Here is a 17,342-nt window from a genome sequence, read left to right on the forward strand (position 1 = left end):
CATGCGTCTCTCCGCCCGGGTCGACTATGCCCTCCGTGCGGCCGCCGAGCTGGCCTCGGTCGCCGACGGCGCGAGTGTGGGGCGGTCCCGGCCGGTCACCGCCGAGCAGATCGCCCGGGCCCAGGAGATCCCACCGAAGTTCCTGGAGAGCATCCTGCTCCAGCTGCGCCGGGGCGGCATCGTGCACGCCCAGCGCGGGCCCGAGGGCGGCTACTGGCTGGCCCGACCGGCCGCGGAGATCTCCCTGGCGGAGGTGATCCGGGTCATCGACGGTCCGCTGGCGCACGTGCGTGGGCAGCGCCCCGAGGATCTGGGCTACCACGGCGCGGCCCGGGCGTTGCAGGAGGTCTGGATCGCCCTGCGGGCCAGCGAGCGGGAGATCCTGGAGCAGGTCAGCATCGCCGACGTGGCCGCCGGGGAGCTGCCGGGCCGGATCACCGAGCTGGCCGCCGACCCCCGCGCCTGGAGCTGAGTCCGGCCGCGCCGTCCGCTGCCGTCCCACCCACCGATAGGGGGCTTGACCCAGCCCTCGTCGTGCCGCATTGTCGACCAAGTCGATAGGAGATGCCGAAAAGTTCGGAGGGGCGCGCGTGCGCAAGCTTCTGGTCCTCGCCCTGGTCGGGCTGGCCGCCCAGCTCGTCGACGGGGCGCTCGGCATGGCGTACGGTCTGACCTCGTCCACGCTGCTGCTCTTCGCCGGCGTCGCCCCGGCCGCCGCCTCCGCCTCGGTGCACCTGGCCGAGATCGGCACCACGTTCGCCGCCGGTGTCGCGCACTGGCGTTTCGGCAACGTCGACTGGCGGGTGGTCGCCCGGATCGCCGTCCCCGGCGCGCTCGGCGCCTTCGCCGGGGCCACCTTCCTCAGCGCCATCTCCACCGAGTCGGCCGCGCCCTGGATGGCGGGCATCCTCTTCGTGCTCGGCGCGTACCTGCTGGTCCGCTTCTCCCGGCCGCTGCGTCCCCGGGCCGGCGCCGGTGGGCTGCGCGGCCGGTTCCTCGGCCCGCTCGGCCTGGTCGCCGGCTTCGTCGACGCCACCGGCGGCGGCGGGTGGGGCCCGGTGGCCACGCCCGCGCTGCTGGTCTCCGGCCGGCTGGAGCCGCGCAAGGTGATCGGTTCCGTCGACACCGCCGAGGTCGTGGTCGCCGGCGCGGCCAGCATCGGCTTCCTGATCGGGCTGGGCAGCCAGGGCTTCCTGCTGCCCACGGTGGCCGCGTTGCTGGTCGGCGGCCTGATCGCCGCGCCGGTCGCCGCCTGGCTGGTGCGCATCGTCCCGGCCCAACTGCTCGGCGCGACCATCGGCGGCGTGATCGTGCTGACCAACGCCCGCACCCTGATGCGCGCCGGCGAGCTGGGCGGCGCCGCCCGCCCGGCGGTCTACGCGCTGCTCGCCGTCGGCTGGGCGGTCGCGCTGGCGCTGGCGGTGCGCGCGCTGCGCCGTACCCGCCGCGCCCGCAGCACCGTCGACGCCGCGCTGTCGGCGACCGCCCAGCCCGCGCCCGGGCCGACCGCCCGGGCGGTGACCGCCCAGGCCGCGGAGAAGGCGGCCGTCGCGCCGGTCGAGGCCGTGTCCCGACTCGCCGCCGCCGACCGCTGACCACCCCCGGGGGTACGTCTCAAGCCCGCACCGCCGTGTCTGCCCGGTGCTCCTGACGTGAGCCGCCAGGCTCCGGCGACCGCCCAGCTCCCGGGCCGCCACAGTCGCGCGCGGTGACGCGGTGTGAGGTCGGGCGGGGCGACACGACGATGAGCGTGATACCTCAGAGGCATCGAAATACCTCTGAGGTATCACGCTCGCGCGTGACCTGACCCGGGCGACCCCGGGCGACGACGGGGGTGCCGGCGGGCCGGCGGAGTCAGCCGGCGACCACGTCGCCCGCCGCGGACGCCAGCAGCTCCCACGCCTCGTCCACGTGCTCCTCGGCGGTCAGCGGCGAGCCGACCGCCAGCCGCAGCGTGTACCGCCCGCCGACCCGGGTGTGGGTCAGGTGCACCCGCCCGGTGCCGTTGACCCGGTCCAGCAGCGCGGCGCTCGCCTCGTCGCCGGCCCGCAGCCGGAAGCAGACCAGCGAGAACGGGTGCGGCGCGGCGAGTTCGAACCGGTCGTCGGCCGCCACCCGGCGGGCGAACCGGTCGGCCAGCGCGACGCCCGTGCGGATGTGCGCCCGCAACCCTTCGACGCCGTACCAGCGCAGCACGAACCAGAGCTTCAGCGCCCGGAAGCGCCGGCCCAGCGGCACCTGCCAGTCCCGGTAGTCGATCACCGCGCCGGACTCGGTGGCGGCGTTGCGCAGGAACTCCGGCATCACCGTCAACGCCTCGATCAGCTCGCCCCGGTCGGCCACCCAGAACGCGTCGCAGTCAAAGCCGGTGAGCAGCCACTTGTGCGGGTCGAAGCAGTACGAATCGGCGAGCTGCAGCCCGGCGTGCGACCAGCGCAGCTCCGGGCAGACCGCCGCCGCCCCCGCGTACGCGGCGTCGACGTGCAGCCAGACACCGTACTCGGCGCAGATCGCGCCGATTTCCGGCAGCGGGTCCACGGCGGTCGTGGACGTCGTCCCGATGGTCGCCACCACGATCGCCGGTACGTCCCCGGCGGCCCGGTCGGCCTCGATCGCCGCCCGCAGCGCCGCCGGGCGCATCGCCAGCGTCTCCGGGTCCACCTCGATCGGGCGGACCCCGTCCTCGCCCAGCCCGGCGATCCGCGCCGCCTTCTCGATGGAGGAGTGCCCCTGGGTGGAGGTGTACGCCCGGTACCGGCGGTCGATGCCCACCGCGCGCCACCGGCCGCCGCTGGCCCGGTGCAGCGCCCCCAGGGTGGCGACCAGTGTGGCCGAGGAGGCCGAGTCCTGGATCACCCCACCGCCCGGACCGGTGGAGCGGAACCGTTCCGGCAGGTCCATGATCCCGGCGAGCCAGTCCAGCATCACCGTCTCCAGCTCCGTGCAGGCCGGGCCGGTGGCCCAGAGCATGCCCTGCACGCCGAGCCCGGAGCTGACCAGGTCACCGAGCACGCTCGGGCCGGAGGTGTTGGCCGGGAAGTAGCCGAAGAACCCGGGGTGCTGCCAGTGGGTCAGCCGGGGAGTGATCAGGGTGTCCAGGTCGGCGAGCACGGCCTCGACCGGCTCGCCGTGCTCGGGCGGGCTCGCGGGCAGCGCCGCCGCCACCGCGCCGGGCGGGTCCTGCGAGGTGACCGGACGCTTCCCGAGCGTCGTCCAGTAGTCGGCGATCCAGTCCACCACCGCGTACCCGGCGCGGCGGAACTCGTCCGGGTCCATGTGCTCAGCCATTTGACGAGTCGACCAAACCGATCCGGCGGGGGCAAGAGGCGGTCACCCCGATCCGGTAGGCACCGGGTCGCCAGCCGCGGAATCCGCACAACTGGCGACCCGGTGCTCCACACCGCAGCACCCCCGACCCGTCCCGACCGGGAGTGCCGTACCACCACCGGTCACCAAGTTAGGCGCGGCACGCGACGGTGGGGTGACGTGGGTATGAAGAGCGTGTTTCAGGCATTCCGCCTGAGTCCACCGGCCACGTCGGCGACCAGCTCGAAGGAGCGCACCCGGTCGGCCACGTCGTACACCATGGTGGTGATCATCAGCTCGTCCGCGCCGGTGCGCGCCAGCAGGTCGCCGAGCTGCCGGCGGACCGTCTCCGGCGACCCCATGGCCTGCCCGTCGCGGCGCTGCCGCACGAACTCCCGCTCGACCTCGTTGTACGGGTACGCCGCCGCCTCCTCGGGCGTGGCGAGCGGCTCCGGCCGCCCCGAGCGCAGCTTCAGGAACGACAGCGCGCTCGGCCCGGCCAGCCACTCGGCCCGCTCGTCGGTCTCCGCGCACACCACGTTCACCGCCACCATCGCGTACGGCTGCTCCAGCCAGCGCGACGGGCGGAAGTTCTGCCGGTACAGCTGCAACGCGGGCAGGGTGTTCTGCGCGCTGAAGTGGTGCGCGAACGAGAACGGCAACCCGAGCAGCCCGGCCAGCTGGGCGCTGAAACCGCTGGACCCGAGCAGCCAGACCGCGGGGGACTGGCCGAGCCCCGGGGTGGCGGTGATCTGCCCCGGCTCGTCGCCGCTGAAGTAGTTCATCAGGTCCGCCAGCTCGCGCGGGAAGCCCTCCGCCGACAGCCCCTCCATCGTGCGGCGCAGCGCCAGCGCGGTCACCTGGTCGGTGCCCGGCGCGCGGCCGATGCCCAGGTCGATCCGGCCCGGGTGCAGCGCCTCCAGGGTGCCGAACTGCTCGGCGACCACCAGCGGCGCGTGGTTGGGCAGCATCACCCCGCCGGAGCCCAGCCGGATCGTCGAGGTGTGCGCCGCCAGGTGCGCCAGCAGCACCGCCGGCGCGGAGCTGGCGATCGCCGGCATGTTGTGGTGCTCGGCCACCCAGAACCGGCGGTAGCCCAGCTCCTCGGTGCGGCGGGCCAGCTCGGTGGTGGCCCGCAGGGCCTCCCCGGCGGACGCCCCACGGGCCACGGGAGCAAGATCAAGAACAGACATCGGTACGTCGATCACGGCTGTGGCCAACCCGCCGCGCGCCGGATTTGTTCCCCTCGTCGGGTACGGGTGGCCCGGTTCATCCCGTCGGCACCCGCCGGTCAGCCCATGCCGCGTGCCTGCTCGAAGATCAGGCTGGTCTGGGTGTGCTGCACCGCCGGGTCCACCGCCAGGTGGTCGAGCACGAAGTCGCGCAGCGCGTCCCCGGACGCCGCCCGCACGTGCAGCACGTAGTCCTCCGCGCCGGCCACGTGGAACACCGACACCACCCCCGGAAGCCGCACCGACCGGGCCCGGAAGGCGTCCACCGCGGCCCGCTCGTGCGCAGTCAGCCGGACCGACACCAGCGCCTGCAACGGCAACCCCACCGCGGCCGGGTCCACCTCCGCGTGGAAGCCGCGGATCGCCCCGCAGTCGCGCAGCGCCCTGGTCCGGGTGAGACAGGTCGAGGGGGCCACCCCCACCCGCTCGGCGAGGGCGTTGTTCGGCAGCCGGCCGTCGGCCGCCAGCTCGGTCAGGATCGCTCGGTCGACGTCGTCCAGCGCGGCGAACGGCCGCACATCATTCGGCGCAGGGGGCATGTGAACATCCTTCCGCGAATGCGGCGACATCGAAAGCGACATCCACAGAATAATCTTCGATCCTGTTGCCCGGAGACGGCCTATTGTTCGACGCTTCCGGCATGACGACGGTGGACACCCGGGCCGTGCACGCCGGCCGCGACGATCTCACAGGCCTCGGCGTCCACGTGCCGCCGATCGACCTCTCCACCACCAACCCGCTGCCCTCGGTCGAGGGTGGCGGCGACGCGTACGAGCTGCTCGCCACCGGCGGCACCCTCCCGGCCGGCGCCAGCGCCGTCTACCAGCGGCTCTGGAACCCCACCGTGGCCCGCTTCGAGACCGCCCTGGCCGAACTGGAAGGCACCGCCGCGGCCGTCGCCTTCGCCAGCGGCATGGCCGCCCTGACCGCCGCGCTGCTCGCCGCCACCCGGGACGGCAACCGGCACGTCGTCGCCGTCCGCCCCCTCTACGGCGGCACCGACCACGTGCTTGCCACCGGACTGCTCGGCACCGAGGTCACCTGGGCCCGCCCCGACGAGGTCGCCGCCGCCGTCCGCCCCGACACCGCCCTGGTGATCGTCGAGACGCCCGCCAACCCCACCCTCGACCTGGTCGACATCGCCGCGCTCGCCACCGCCGCCGGCGACGTCCCGCTGCTCGTCGACAACACGGTCGCCACGCCCGTGCTCCAGCAACCCGCCCGACACGGCGCCGCGCTCGTCCTGCACAGCGCCACCAAGAGCATCGGCGGCCACGGCGACGTGCTCGCCGGCGTCGTCGCCTGCGACGCCGACTGGGCCGCCCGACTGCGCCAGGTACGCGCCGTCACCGGAGCCGTGCTGCACCCGCTCGGCGCGTACCTGCTGCACCGGGGCCTGCAGACCCTGCCGCTGCGGGTCCGCGCCCAGCAGGCCGGCGCCGAGAAGCTCGCCGGCTGGCTCGCCGGCCACCCGGCCGTCGTGCGGGTGCACCACCCCTCGGTCCACGACCCGGCCGGCCTGGTCGGCCGCCAGCTGTCCGGCACGGGCAGCCTGCTCGCCTTCGAGGTACGCGGTGGCGCGCCCGCCGCCGCGTCCGTCGCCGGCGCCTGCGAACTGATCACCCACGCGGTGTCGCTCGGCGGGGTGGACACCCTGATCCAGCACCCGGCCTCGCTCACCCACCGGCCGGTGGCGGGGGAGGCCAAGCCGGGCGGCGGGCTGCTGCGGATCTCCGTCGGACTGGAGGACCCGGAGGACCTCCGGGTCGACCTGGAGCGGGCGCTCGGGGTGATCTGACCGGCGCTCGCCGGGCCTGTCGCGCTCGTCGCGCGTGGCCGGTACTTCGCCTCGGGTCCGTCATGTCTGGATCATGACTTCGGGCCGACGTGCCGGTCGAGGGCCGCGACCGCCTCCCGTCGGGCGACGGAGAGGGAGTTGCGGCGGTTCATCTTCCAGGCGATGCCGAGCAGGTCGAGCGCCCACTGGCAGAGCTCCATGATGTCGGTCGACTCGTTGCTGAACATGTACCGCGGGTAGACGTAACGTTTTCCCCGCACTGTGACCCGGTTGCTGACTCGACAGCCGTCGGAGTGAAAAAGGCCTCGCAGGAAGTCTCCCGGGTAGCGCTCGACGATCTCGTGTTGCCAGTCGGCGAGGACGATGGGCCGCTCGTGCTTCTTGCCCGGGCCGTGCTGCGGGAGCAGGCAGGGCCAGTGCGTTCCGTAGCTCTGCACCCCGACACAGCCCTGCTTCTGTACCCGTTGCACCGAATTCGCCAGCACGTCCCGCATGGCCTGGTCGCACAGCTCGATCAGGTTCGGCCAAGCGTCGGAGCAGTAGATGCGAAGGACCGGCACTCGCGCCGTGGTGACAAGGTGACCGTCACCAAGGTAAAGGCCGAGCAGGTAGGCATAGGCGGCCGGCTTTGTCGGATTGTCGACGGACCGGCATCGAAAGCACCGTAGCTGGGTGCCGTGCTGCCTCGGCTCGGGCCGGTCGTTGCACCAGTGCCAGACGGTCCGGTAGGGGAGACCGAGGGCGCGGGCGGTGGCTGCCACGCTGCCACCGGCAAGGTACTGACTGCGGGCGCGAGCCCTTATCTCAGGAGGGTGCACACGTGCATCATCGAACAGGTGTATGACAGAAGTGCCGGGAGCGGGACTCGAACCCGCACGCCCTTTCGGGCAAATGCTTTTGAGGCATTCATGTCTGCCGATTCCATCATCCCGGCGTCACCCCTGCGGAGGGTGTGGCTCACTGTACCCGACTAGTCTCATGCGAGAGCATGGGTGGTAGCCGTGCCGAGATCGATGGTGGGAGTGGCTCGTGGCCGAGACGCAGACGGACGCCGAGCGCAGGCGCGTACTGATCGCCGAGGACGAGGCGCTCATCCGGCTGGACCTGGCCGAGATGCTGGTCGAGGAGGGCTACGAGGTCGTCGGCGAGGCCGGTGACGGCGAGACCGCCGTCCGGCTGGCCGAGGAGCTCAAGCCGGACCTGGTCATCCTCGACATCAAGATGCCGATCATGGACGGGCTGGCCGCCGCCGAGCGGATCGCCGGCGCCCGCATCGCCCCGGTGATCATCCTGACCGCGTTCAGCCAGCGCGACCTGGTGGAGCGGGCCCGGGCGGCGGGCGCGATGGCGTACCTGGTGAAGCCCTTCCAGAAGAGCGACCTGGTGCCGGCGGTGGAGATCGCGCTGTCGCGCTACTCGGAGATCGCCGCCCTGGAGTCGGAGGTCGCCGGCCTCACCGACCGGCTGGAGATCCGCAAGACCGTCGAGCGGGCCAAGGGCGCGCTGATGACCACGTACGGGATGACCGAGCCGCAGGCGTTCAAGTGGATCCAGCGCACGGCGATGGACCACCGGATGACCATGAAGGAGGTCGCCGAGCGGATCCTCGCGGAGACCGCCGGCGGCGAGGTCACCCAGCCGACCGCCTGACACCGGTCGGCCCGCCGGGTCCCGGAAACCACCGTCGGTGGCTAGCATCGACGCGTGTCCACTCGGCCCGTACTCGCGGTGCTCGGCGTCCTGGCCGTGCTGCTGGGCGCCTGTGATCCGGCGCCCGCGCCGCGCCGTGCCGAGGAGCCGGTCCGCCCGGCGTGGCAGGCGCTGACCCTGCCGGCGCCGCCGGGGCCGCCGGGCCGCGCGCTGCTGCGCGACGCGACCGCCTGTGCGGGCCGGTGGTACGCGGTGGGCGGCCTCGCGGACGCCGCCGGCGGTACCCGGCCGGCAGCCTGGTCGAGCCGGGACGGTACGAACTGGACGGTTGTGCCGATCGCCGCGGATTCCTTCTACGGCAAGCAGAACGTGCTCTATTCGGCCGGCTGCCGCGACGGGGTGCTGGCGGTGATCGGCGCGAAGGTCGGCGGCGCGCACGGCTATCCCCGGGTGAGCACCTGGCGGCAGCGCCCCGACGGTGGGCTGGTCGAGGTGTCCGCCTCGTTCGAGTCGTACGGCGGGCCGAAGGCGGTGAACGTGTCCCGCCTGACGGGCGGGCCGGCCGGCTGGTTGATCGTCGGCAACCGGTCCAGCGGCGCGGCGGCCTGGGTGTCGCCGGACGCGGCGGACTTCGCCCTGATGGAGGGGGCGCCGGAGCTGGCCAGCGACGGGCGCGGGGTCAGCTGGGCGTTCGACGCGGTGGGCGTACCCGGGGGGTGGCTGGCGGTGGGCGGCGTGCTGCCGGCGGGCCGGATCGACCGCGACCCGGTCGCCTGGTCGTCGGCGGACGGCCGCACCTGGCAGCGGACGGCGCTGCCCGGTACCGACCGTTACGAGGAGTTGCAGCGGGTCGTCCTGGTCGACGGTGCGGCGGTGGCGGTCGGGCTGCGGGGCGCGGCGTTCGGCGCCTGGCGGCGCGACGGTGACCGGTGGGCTGCCGCCGGCGGCTTCGGCGGGGCGGCGCCGTCGCAGGTGCCGTCGGTGGACGGCCTGGTCACGGCGCGTGGACGGCTGGTGGCGGCGGTTTCCGACGGCAAGTCCCGTTCGGTCTGGACGTCCGTCGACCGGGGTGGGTCGTGGCGGCGGCTGGAGCTGCCCGGTCCGGTGCCGGCCGGGGCGGACCGGGACGTGGCGCTGGCGGCGGTGGGGGAGCGGCTGTGGATCTTCACCGACGACGGCACCCGGTCGACGGCGTGGTCCGCGGTGGTGCCCGTCGTGGCCCGCTGACGACACGCCGGCCTGCTTAAGGACCGGTCAGGGATCGGCCTGTTACGGGCTCCGGGGCGATGACGCACGTCTTCGTAACGGTTTTGCAGACCACGGCCCAAGCCCTTCCCCGGCGTTATGAGTGTGGGTACGCTCCGCCATCACGAGCCGTAACGCAGGGGGCGTCCCTGCCGGGTGGGTGGTGGTGCGGGCTGTGCTGTCGCCGCCTTCTCGGGATAGTCGCCTTTTGCTTCTGGAGGAGGTCAGGAAGCCGTGAGGCGTAGCTATGTACGGGTGCTGGGGGCCGCCGCAATCGCCGCGGCGATGGTCGGCGCCGCGGGTTGCCAGGACTCTGGCGGTGACAGCGGCACCGCGTCCGGCGACTGCGGTGGCAAGATCGCTATCTTCGGTGCGTTCACCGGTGACAACGCGGGCCTGGTGATCCCGTCGCTGAACGGCGCGAAGCTCGCCGTCAAGCAGTTCAACGAGAAGAACAAGGACTGCAAGGTCACCATGCAGGAGTTCGACACCCAGGGTGACCCTGCGGTGGCGACCCCGTTCGCGAACCAGATCGCCGGTGACAACTCGTTCCTCGGCGTCATCGGTGGGCACTTCTCCGGCGAGTCCGACGCCACCATGCCGATCTACCAGGCCGCCGGTCTGGCCATGGTGAGCCCGTCGGCGACCCGGACCGACCTGACCCAGAAGGGCAACAAGTCCTTCTACCGGGTGGTCGGCAACGACGGCACCCAGGCGGGCGCCGTGGCGAGCTACATGAAGTCGCAGAACGCGACCAAGGTCTTCGCGATCGACGACGGCAGCGCCTACGGCGCGGGCATCACCGCCGAGCTGGGCAAGAACCTCGGCGGGACGCTGGCTGGCACCGACAAGATCCAGGAGAAGCAGTCGCAGTTCGACGCGACGATCTCCAAGATCAAGGCGGCGCAGGCGGACTTCGTCTTCTACGGCGGTTACACCCGTGAGGCGGCCCCGCTGGTCAAGCAGATGCGCGCGGCCGGTGTCCAGGCCAAGTTCGTCGGCCCGGACGGTCTGTACGACCCGGCGTTCCCGCAGGGCGCCTCGGGTGGCGCCGAGGGCGCCATCATCACCTGCCCCTGCCTCCCGGCCGACAAGGCCGGCGGCACCTTCTCCGCCGACTACCAGAAGGAGTTCGGCCAGGCGCCGGGTTCCTACGGCGCTGAGGGCTTCGACGCGGCGCAGATCTACCTGGACGCGTTCAAGGACGGCAAGAAGAGCCGGGCCGACCTCCTCGCCTACGTGAAGTCCTACGACAAGCAGGGCGTCTCGAAGTACATCAAGTTCGACGACAAGGGCGATGTCGACCCGTCGAAGGTCGTCATCTGGGCGTACCAGATCAAGGGCACGGAGATCTCTGCTCTGCAGGAGCTCAAGCTCAGCTGACGTCATGGCACTGGAGTGCGGCCGGGGTGTCGTCCCCGGCCGCACTCGATGCAAGGAGACCCCGGTGAATTTCGACGAACTCTTCGGCCACCTCGGCCAGCACACCGTCGACGGGTTGTCCAAGGGGGCGATCTACGCCCTGATCGCCCTGGGCTACACCCTCGTCTACGGTGTACTGCGACTGATCAACTTCGCCCACTCCGAGGTCTTCATGGTCGGCACCTTCGCGGTGCTGGGCGTGTGGACCGCCTTCGGCGTGGAAAATAACCCGCCGGCCGGCCAGGCCATCCTCTTCCTGGTGCTCGGCCTGATCGCCGCGGCGGTCGCCTCGGGCGGCACGGCCCTGGCGATCGAGCGGATCGCGTACCGCCCGCTGCGGCGCAAGAACGCGCCGCCGCTGATCTTCCTGATCACCGCGATCGGCCTCTCCCTGGTGCTGGTCGAGGTCTTCGGTCTGCTCCTGCCCGACGTGGCGGGCGGCGCGCTGCCGTCGCTGTTCGGCCGGGCCCGGCAGATCGTCGGCATGCCGACGATCATCAAGCAGGAGACCCTGTTCCAGATCGGCGGTACGTCGATCACCAACATCCAGGTGATCGTCTTCGTCTCCGCCGTGGTGATTATGGCCATCCTCGACTGGTTCATCAACCGCACCCGCTACGGCCGGGGCGTGCGGGCGGTGGCGCAGAACCCGGAGACGGCCGCGCTGATGGGCGTCAACCAGGAGCGCGTGATCATGCTGATCTTCGTGCTGGGCGGGATCATGGCCGGCGCGGCCGCGCTGCTGTGGAGCATGCGGTTCGGCTTCACCCAGAACAGCATCGGCTTCGTGCTCGGCCTCAAGGCATTCACGGCCGCGGTGCTGGGCGGTATCGGCAACCTGCGGGGCGCGCTGGTGGGTGGTCTGTTCCTCGGGGTCGTCGAGGTCTACGGCGCCACGCTCTTCGCCTCGAACTGGGAGGACGTCATCGCCTTCATCGTCCTCATCGTGGTGCTGATGTTCCGCCCGACCGGCCTGTTGGGTGAGTCGCTCGGGAGGGCCCGCGCATGATCGACAAGATTCGGACCGCAGACCGCCGTCGGGTCGGCCTGCTGACCTCCGTCGCTGACCGGTTCAGCGCGCTGCCGAAGTGGCAGCGGATCGCGGCGATCGTGGCCCTGGTGGCGTTCCTGTACTACCTGCCGTACCTCGGCATCCCCGGCCTGACCTGGCTGCGCACCGACTCGATCGCGGGTGGCAACAACTGGGCCGGCGTGCTCTTCGTCTGCGCCATCTACGTGCTGGTCGCGATCGGACTGAACGTGGTGGTCGGCCTGGCCGGCCTGCTCGACCTCGGCTACATCGGCTTCTTCGCCGTCGGTGCGTACAGCGTCGCGCTGTTCGGCTCGGTGAACTCGCCGGTGGTGAAGTGGATCCAGAACGAGTTCGACCTGCCGCCGACCTGGGCGGTCACCTGGTCGATCTGCCTGCTCCTGGCGATCGTGCTCACCATGATCTTCGGGGTGCTGCTGGGCTGGCCGACGCTGCGGCTGCGCGGTGACTACCTGGCGATCGTCACGCTGGGCTTCGGCGAGATCATCCGGATCGTGGCCCGCAACGCCAACGGGGTGACCAACGGCCCGCAGGGCATCTCCGCGATCCCGGGCCCGGAGGGTCCGCCGGCGGCGGAGAACGAGTGGTTCGGCCTGATCGACGCGAAGCCCTGGTACTGGCTGGCGATCACCATGGTGCTGCTGATGGTCTTCGCGGTGCGCCGGCTGGAGCACAGCCGGGTCGGCCGCGCCTGGCTGGCCGTCCGCGAGGACGAGGACGCCGCCGCGGTGATGGGGGTCTACCCGTTCAAGTTCAAGCTGTGGGCGTTCGCCATCGGCGCGGCGCTCGGCGGCCTGTCCGGGTTCCTCTTCGCCAGCCGGAACGCGTTCATCGACCCGACCCAGTTCAACGCGAACCTCTCCATCCTCTTCGTCGCCATGGTCGTGGTCGGCGGCTCGGGGAACATGGTCGGGGTTTCGCTCGGTGCGGTGCTGCTGGCCTACCTCCCGGAGCGGTTCCGGGAGATCGCCGACTACCGGTGGCTGGCCTTCGGCCTGGCCATGGTGCTGGTGATGATCCTGCGTCCGCAGGGCCTCATCCCCAGCCGGCGGCGGGCCCGTGAGCTGAAGGACCGCGCGGCGGCGGCAGAGGAGGCGCCCGCTCATGTCTGACGAGACCACCAGCACCGCGACGCCGAAGATCCCGGCCCAGCCGGGTCCGCGGCCGGTGCTGCTCGAGATCGACAATGTCACGCTCCGGTTCGGCGGCGTGGTTGCCCTCGACGGGATCAACTTCCAGATCCACGAGGGGGAGATCCTCGGTCTGATCGGCCCGAACGGTGCCGGCAAGACCACCTGCTTCAACGTGATGACCGGGGTCTACCGGCCCACTTCCGGGGCGGTCCGGTTCCGCGGCGAGCGGGTCACCGGGCGCAAGCCGCACCAGATCAGCCGAATGGGCATCTCGCGGACGTTCCAGAACATCCGCCTGTTCCCCGAGATGACCGCGCTGGAGAACGTCATGGTCGGGACCGACTCCCGGCACAAGACCAGCGTGCCCGGTGCGCTGTTCCGGCTGCCCCGGTTCAAGCCGAAGCCGCACGAGGTACCGCAGGTCACCGCCCCGGACGGCATCAAGCGGACCTGGCAGCAGGTGCGTCGGTCGTGCGCGCAGACCTTCGGGCTGTCCCGGCACATCCTGGAGGAGCGGGCCGCCGAGGCCAAGGCGATGGAGTTGCTGCGCTTCGTCGGGATCGCCGACCGGGCCAACGACGAGGCCCGCAACCTGCCCTACGGCTACCAGCGCCGGCTGGAGATCGCCCGGGCGCTGGCCACCGAGGCGAAGCTGATCTGCCTGGACGAGCCGGCTGCCGGCTTCAACCCGGCGGAGAAGGAGGAACTGCTCGCCCTGATCCGGAAGATCCGCGACATGGGGCTGACCGTGCTGCTCATCGAGCACGACATGCGCCTGGTCATGGGGGTCACCGACCGGATCGTGGTGCTGGAGTTCGGCCGCAAGATCGCCGAAGGGGCGCCCGCCGAGGTCAGTCGGGACCCGAAGGTGATCGCCGCATACCTGGGGGAGTCCGCCGATGACGCTGCTTGAGCTGGAGAACGTGAGCGTCGCGTACGGCCGCATCGAGGCCCTGCACGGCATCAGCCTGACCGTCAACGAGGGCGAGGTGGTGGCCCTGATCGGCGCGAACGGCGCCGGCAAGACCACGACCATGCGGGCCATCTCCGGGATCCGGGCGCTGTCCGGTGGTCGGGTCACCTTCAACGGCGAGGACATCAGCAAGCTCCGGGCCGACCTGCGGGTCGTCCGGGGGCTGTGCCAGTCGCCCGAGGGTCGGCAGATCTTCCCCGGCATGACCGTCATGGAGAACCTGGACATGGGGGCGTACACCCGGCGGGACTCCGCCGGCATCGCCGCCGACCTGGAGCGGGTGCTGGAGCTCTTCCCCCGGCTGCGCGAGCGGCGCAAGCAGGCCGGCGGCACGCTCTCCGGCGGTGAGCAGCAGATGCTCGCCGTCGGCCGGGCGCTGATGAGCCGTCCGAAGCTGCTGCTGCTGGACGAGCCGTCGATGGGTCTGGCCCCGATGGTCATCCGGCAGATCTTCGACATCATCACGGAGATCAACCAGCAGGGCACCACGATCCTGCTGGTGGAGCAGAACGCCCAGCAGGCGCTCTCCCGGGCGCACCGGGGGTACGTGCTGGAGACCGGTCGGATCGTGAAGGAGGGATCCGGTCAGGACCTGCTCACCGACCCGGCGGTCAAGGAGGCGTACCTCGGCGTGGCCTGAGCCGCGTCGTAGCGTCGGCGGCCGTCCGTCCCCCAGGGGGCGGGCGGCCGTCCGGCGTCTGCCCGGAGGTCGGTTTCCCTCCGACGAGCGCGGTGCCGCCGGCCGGAGATGTCGGGCGTTGCGACTAGAGTCGCTGCCGTGACAGCTACGACCCCGCGCCTGCTCCTCGTCGACGGACACTCGATGGCATACCGGGCTTTCCACGCCCTGCCGGTGGAGAACTTCTCCACCACGACCGGGCAGCCGACCAACGCGGTCTACGGCTTCACCTCCATGCTGATCAACGTGCTCCGCGACGAGCAGCCGACGCACATCGTCGTCGCCTTCGACGTCTCCCGCCGCTCCTTCCGCACCGAGAAGTACGCCGAGTACAAGGCCGGCCGCAAGGAGACCCCGACCGACTTCAAGGGCCAGGTCAGCCTGATCAAGGAGGTCCTCGACGCGCTGCGCGTCCCGGTGGTCGAGAAGGAGGGGTACGAGGCCGACGACGTCATCGCCACCCTCGCCTGCCAGGCCCGCGACCAGGGCATGCAGGTGCTGATCAGCAGCGGCGACCGGGACGCCCTCCAGCTCGTCGGCGAGCGGGTCACCCTGCTCTACCCGCGCAAGGGCGTCTCCGACCTGGCCCGGATGGACCCGGCCGCCGTCGAGGCGAAGTACGGCGTCGGCCCCGAGCGCTACCGCGACCTGGCCGCGTTGGTCGGCGAGGACAGCGACAACCTCACCGGCGTCGACGGCGTCGGCCCGAAGACCGCCGCCAAGTGGATCAACCAGTACGGCGGCGTCGACGGCGTGGTCGCCAGCGCCGACGCGATCAAGGGCAAGGCCGGCGACAACCTGCGGGCCCAGCTGTCCCGGGTGATCCGCAACTACGAGATCAACTGTCTGGTCTCCGACCTCGACCTGCCGCTGCGCCCCGAGGACGCCCGCTGGACCGGCTGGGACCGGGAGGCCGTGCACCAGGTCTTCGACACCCTCCAGTTCCGCATCCTGCGCGACCGCCTCTACCAGTACCTGGAGGCCGTCGAGCCGGAGGCCGAGGCCGGGTTCGACCTGGCCGGCGAGGTGCTGACCGAGCCGGGCGCGCTGGCCGGCTGGCTGGAGACGCACGCCCCGGCCGGCACCCCGGTGGGGCTGGCGGTCAAGCTCGTCACCGGCCCGAACCGCCGGCACATCGCCTCGGTCACCGGCATGGCGCTCGCCACGGCCGGCGGCGCGGCGGCCTGGTTCGACCCGGCCGGGCTGGAGCCGGGCGACGAGTCGGCGCTGGCCGGCTGGCTGGCCGACCCGGAGCGCCCGAAGGTGCTGCACGACAGCAAGCCGGCGGTGCTGGCGCTGGCCGCGCACGGCTGGTCGCTGGAGGGCATCGCGCGGGACACTCAGATCGCCGCCTACCTGGCCCGCCCCGACCAGCGTTCCTACGACCTGACCGACCTGGCCCTGCGCTACCTGCACCGCGAGCTGCGGGTCGACGCCCCGGAGACCGGCCAGCTCACCCTCGACGGGCTGGGCGACGAGGGCGTCGTCGAGCAGAACCTCATGCTCCAGGCCCGGGCCACCCTCGACCTGGCCGACGCGATCGACGCGGAGCTGTCCCGCGACGGCGAGCAGCCCAACCGGCTGATGGCCGGGGTGGAGCTGCCGCTGATGCGGGTGCTCGCCGGCATGGAGCGGATCGGCATCGCCGCCGACACGCAGTACCTGTCGGAGCTGGAGGCGCACTTCGCCGCCGAGGTGAAGGCCGCGGCGCAGGGCGCGTACGAGGCGGTCGGCCGGGAGTTCAACCTCGGCTCGCCCAAGCAGTTGCAGGAGATCCTCTTCGGCGAGCTGGGCCTGCCCAAGACCAAGAAGATCAAGACCGGCTACACCACGGATGCCGACGCGCTGCAGTGGCTCTACGCGCAGAACCCGCACCCGGTGCTGGAGCACCTGCTGCGCCACCGGGACGTCGCCAAGCTCAAGTCGACCGTGGACGGCCTGCTCAAGTCGGTCTCCGACGACGGGCGGATCCACACCACCTTCAACCAGACGGTGGCGGCGACCGGTCGGCTCTCGTCCACCGAGCCCAACCTGCAGAACATCCCCATCCGCACCGAGGAGGGGCGGCGGATCCGCCGGGCCTTCGTGGTGGGGGAGGGCTACGAGTGCCTGCTCACCGCCGACTACAGCCAGATCGAGATGCGGATCATGGCGCACCTGTCGTCGGACGACGCGCTGATCGAGGCGTTCAACTCCGGTCACGACTTCCACGCCGCCACCGCCTCGTCGGTCTTCGGGGTGCCGATCGGCGAGGTCACCCCCGACCAGCGCCGCAAGATCAAGGCCATGAACTACGGCCTGGCGTACGGGCTGAGCGCGTTCGGTCTCTCCCAGCAGCTCGGGATCAGCGCCGAGGAGGCGCGCGGGCTGATGGAGAACTACTTCGCCGGGTTCGGCGGGGTCCGGGACTACCTGCACGAGGTGGTGGCCCGGGCCCGGCAGGACGGCTACACCTCCACCATCCTCGGTCGCCGCCGTTATCTCCCCGACCTGGTCAGCGACAACCGGCAGCGCCGGGACATGGCCGAGCGGATGGCGCTCAACGCGCCGATCCAGGGCTCCGCGGCCGACATCATCAAGGTCGCCATGCTGCGCGTCGACACCGCGCTGCGCGACGCCGGGCTGGGCTCGCGGATGCTGCTCCAGGTGCACGACGAGCTGGTCTTCGAGGTGGCGCCGGGTGAGCGGGACACCCTGGAGGCGCTGGTGCGCCGGGAGATGGGTGCGGCGTACCCGCTGTCGGTGCCGCTGGAGGTGTCGGTCGGCGAGGGGCGGGACTGGAACAGCGCCGACCACTGACCGGGCTTGGCCGGACCGGGACCGCCGGGCCGCGAGGCAGTGCCTCGCGGCCTC

General features: G+C 71.8%; 15 protein-coding genes and 1 tRNA gene. 11 read left to right on the forward strand and 5 right to left on the reverse strand.

Features of this window, described 5'->3' with window-relative positions:
- Position 1 precedes the first annotated feature (1 nt).
- Both GA0074696_RS12060 and GA0074696_RS12065 read left to right on the forward strand, forming a co-directional pair.
- Positions 2-472: an RrF2 family transcriptional regulator gene (locus GA0074696_RS12060; RefSeq protein WP_088961193.1), complete on the forward strand. Its 471-nt coding sequence runs from the start codon at positions 2-4 to the stop codon at positions 470-472.
- A gap of 118 nt (positions 473-590) precedes the next feature.
- The gene (locus GA0074696_RS12065) at positions 591-1,595 is read left to right on the forward strand and encodes a sulfite exporter TauE/SafE family protein (RefSeq protein WP_088961194.1); all 1,005 of its coding nucleotides are present in this window, start codon (positions 591-593) and stop codon (positions 1,593-1,595) included.
- Between the two features lie 259 nt (positions 1,596-1,854).
- On the opposite strand, the gene GA0074696_RS12070 is transcribed toward GA0074696_RS12065, so the two are convergent.
- From GA0074696_RS12070 to GA0074696_RS12080, 3 genes are all read right to left on the reverse strand, one after another.
- Positions 1,855-3,288, reverse strand: a complete 1,434-nt coding sequence (locus GA0074696_RS12070; protein ID WP_231925337.1) for a pyridoxal-dependent decarboxylase — start codon at positions 3,286-3,288, stop codon at positions 1,855-1,857.
- A gap of 218 nt (positions 3,289-3,506) precedes the next feature.
- Positions 3,507-4,499 (reverse strand): LLM class flavin-dependent oxidoreductase, encoded by a 993-nt coding sequence (locus tag GA0074696_RS12075; protein WP_172894266.1) that lies wholly within the window; start codon positions 4,497-4,499, stop codon positions 3,507-3,509.
- Between the two features lie 98 nt (positions 4,500-4,597).
- On the reverse strand, positions 4,598-5,077 hold the full coding sequence (locus GA0074696_RS12080; RefSeq protein ID WP_088961197.1) for an Lrp/AsnC family transcriptional regulator: 480 nt from the start codon (positions 5,075-5,077) through the stop codon (positions 4,598-4,600).
- 83 nt (positions 5,078-5,160) lie between these two features.
- On the opposite strand from GA0074696_RS12080, the gene GA0074696_RS12085 reads away from it, so the two are divergent.
- Complete coding sequence (locus GA0074696_RS12085) at positions 5,161-6,336, forward strand: trans-sulfuration enzyme family protein (protein WP_088961198.1); 1,176 nt, start codon at positions 5,161-5,163, stop codon at positions 6,334-6,336.
- A 71-nt stretch (positions 6,337-6,407) separates the two neighbouring features.
- Here the strand turns inward: GA0074696_RS12085 and GA0074696_RS12090 are convergent, their stop codons facing one another.
- Together GA0074696_RS12090 and GA0074696_RS12095 are read right to left on the reverse strand one after the other, a co-directional pair.
- Positions 6,408-7,097 (reverse strand): transcriptional regulator, encoded by a 690-nt coding sequence (locus GA0074696_RS12090; protein ID WP_231925338.1) that lies wholly within the window; start codon positions 7,095-7,097, stop codon positions 6,408-6,410.
- Between the two features lie 89 nt (positions 7,098-7,186).
- Positions 7,187-7,270 (reverse strand) — tRNA-Leu (locus GA0074696_RS12095).
- A gap of 95 nt (positions 7,271-7,365) precedes the next feature.
- On the opposite strand from GA0074696_RS12095, the gene GA0074696_RS12100 reads away from it, so the two are divergent.
- The 8 genes from GA0074696_RS12100 (at position 7,366) to polA (ending at position 17,288) form a co-directional block, all read left to right on the forward strand.
- The gene (locus GA0074696_RS12100; protein ID WP_088961200.1) at positions 7,366-7,986 is read left to right on the forward strand and encodes an ANTAR domain-containing response regulator; all 621 of its coding nucleotides are present in this window, start codon (positions 7,366-7,368) and stop codon (positions 7,984-7,986) included.
- A gap of 54 nt (positions 7,987-8,040) precedes the next feature.
- Positions 8,041-9,213, forward strand: a complete 1,173-nt coding sequence (locus GA0074696_RS12105) for a hypothetical protein (protein WP_088961201.1) — start codon at positions 8,041-8,043, stop codon at positions 9,211-9,213.
- Positions 9,214-9,465: 252 nt separating this feature from the next.
- Positions 9,466-10,614, forward strand: a complete 1,149-nt coding sequence (locus GA0074696_RS12110; protein WP_088961202.1) for a branched-chain amino acid ABC transporter substrate-binding protein — start codon at positions 9,466-9,468, stop codon at positions 10,612-10,614.
- A 64-nt stretch (positions 10,615-10,678) separates the two neighbouring features.
- A complete protein-coding gene (locus tag GA0074696_RS12115; protein WP_088961203.1) occupies positions 10,679-11,662 on the forward strand; it encodes a branched-chain amino acid ABC transporter permease in 984 nt (327 codons plus the stop codon).
- Entirely contained in the window at positions 11,659-12,816 is a 1,158-nt protein-coding gene (locus GA0074696_RS12120; RefSeq protein WP_088961204.1) for a branched-chain amino acid ABC transporter permease, read from the forward strand. Before GA0074696_RS12115 ends, GA0074696_RS12120 begins: the two co-directional genes overlap by 4 nt.
- Complete coding sequence (locus tag GA0074696_RS12125) at positions 12,809-13,750, forward strand: ABC transporter ATP-binding protein (RefSeq protein ID WP_088961205.1); 942 nt, start codon at positions 12,809-12,811, stop codon at positions 13,748-13,750. Before GA0074696_RS12120 ends, GA0074696_RS12125 begins: the two co-directional genes overlap by 8 nt.
- Positions 13,737-14,450 carry an ABC transporter ATP-binding protein gene (locus GA0074696_RS12130; protein WP_088961206.1) on the forward strand — a complete coding sequence of 238 codons (714 nt, stop codon included), beginning with the start codon at positions 13,737-13,739 and terminating at the stop codon, positions 14,448-14,450. Before GA0074696_RS12125 ends, GA0074696_RS12130 begins: the two co-directional genes overlap by 14 nt.
- 138 nt (positions 14,451-14,588) lie before the next feature.
- Positions 14,589-17,288 (forward strand): DNA polymerase I, encoded by a 2,700-nt coding sequence (gene polA / locus GA0074696_RS12135; RefSeq protein WP_088961207.1) that lies wholly within the window; start codon positions 14,589-14,591, stop codon positions 17,286-17,288.
- The last annotated feature ends 54 nt before the right edge of the window (positions 17,289-17,342 follow it).

Source organism: Micromonospora purpureochromogenes (assembly GCF_900091515.1).
GTDB lineage: Bacteria > Actinomycetota > Actinomycetes > Mycobacteriales > Micromonosporaceae > Micromonospora > Micromonospora purpureochromogenes.

Bases quoted from the DNA above. Each gene is read 5' to 3' on its own strand.
- GA0074696_RS12070 (WP_231925337.1), bottom strand. From the start codon at position 3,288: ATGGCTGAGCACATGGACCCGGACGAGTTCCGCCGCGCCGGGTACGCG.
- GA0074696_RS12075 (WP_172894266.1), bottom strand. From the start codon at position 4,499: ATGTCTGTTCTTGATCTTGCTCCCGTGGCCCGTGGGGCGTCCGCCGGG.
- GA0074696_RS12130 (WP_088961206.1), top strand. From the start codon at position 13,737: ATGACGCTGCTTGAGCTGGAGAACGTGAGCGTCGCGTACGGCCGCATC.
- GA0074696_RS12080 (WP_088961197.1), bottom strand. From the start codon at position 5,077: ATGCCCCCTGCGCCGAATGATGTGCGGCCGTTCGCCGCGCTGGACGAC.
- GA0074696_RS12060 (WP_088961193.1), top strand. From the start codon at position 2: ATGCGTCTCTCCGCCCGGGTCGACTATGCCCTCCGTGCGGCCGCCGAG.
- GA0074696_RS12120 (WP_088961204.1), top strand. From the start codon at position 11,659: ATGATCGACAAGATTCGGACCGCAGACCGCCGTCGGGTCGGCCTGCTG.
- GA0074696_RS12125 (WP_088961205.1), top strand. From the start codon at position 12,809: ATGTCTGACGAGACCACCAGCACCGCGACGCCGAAGATCCCGGCCCAG.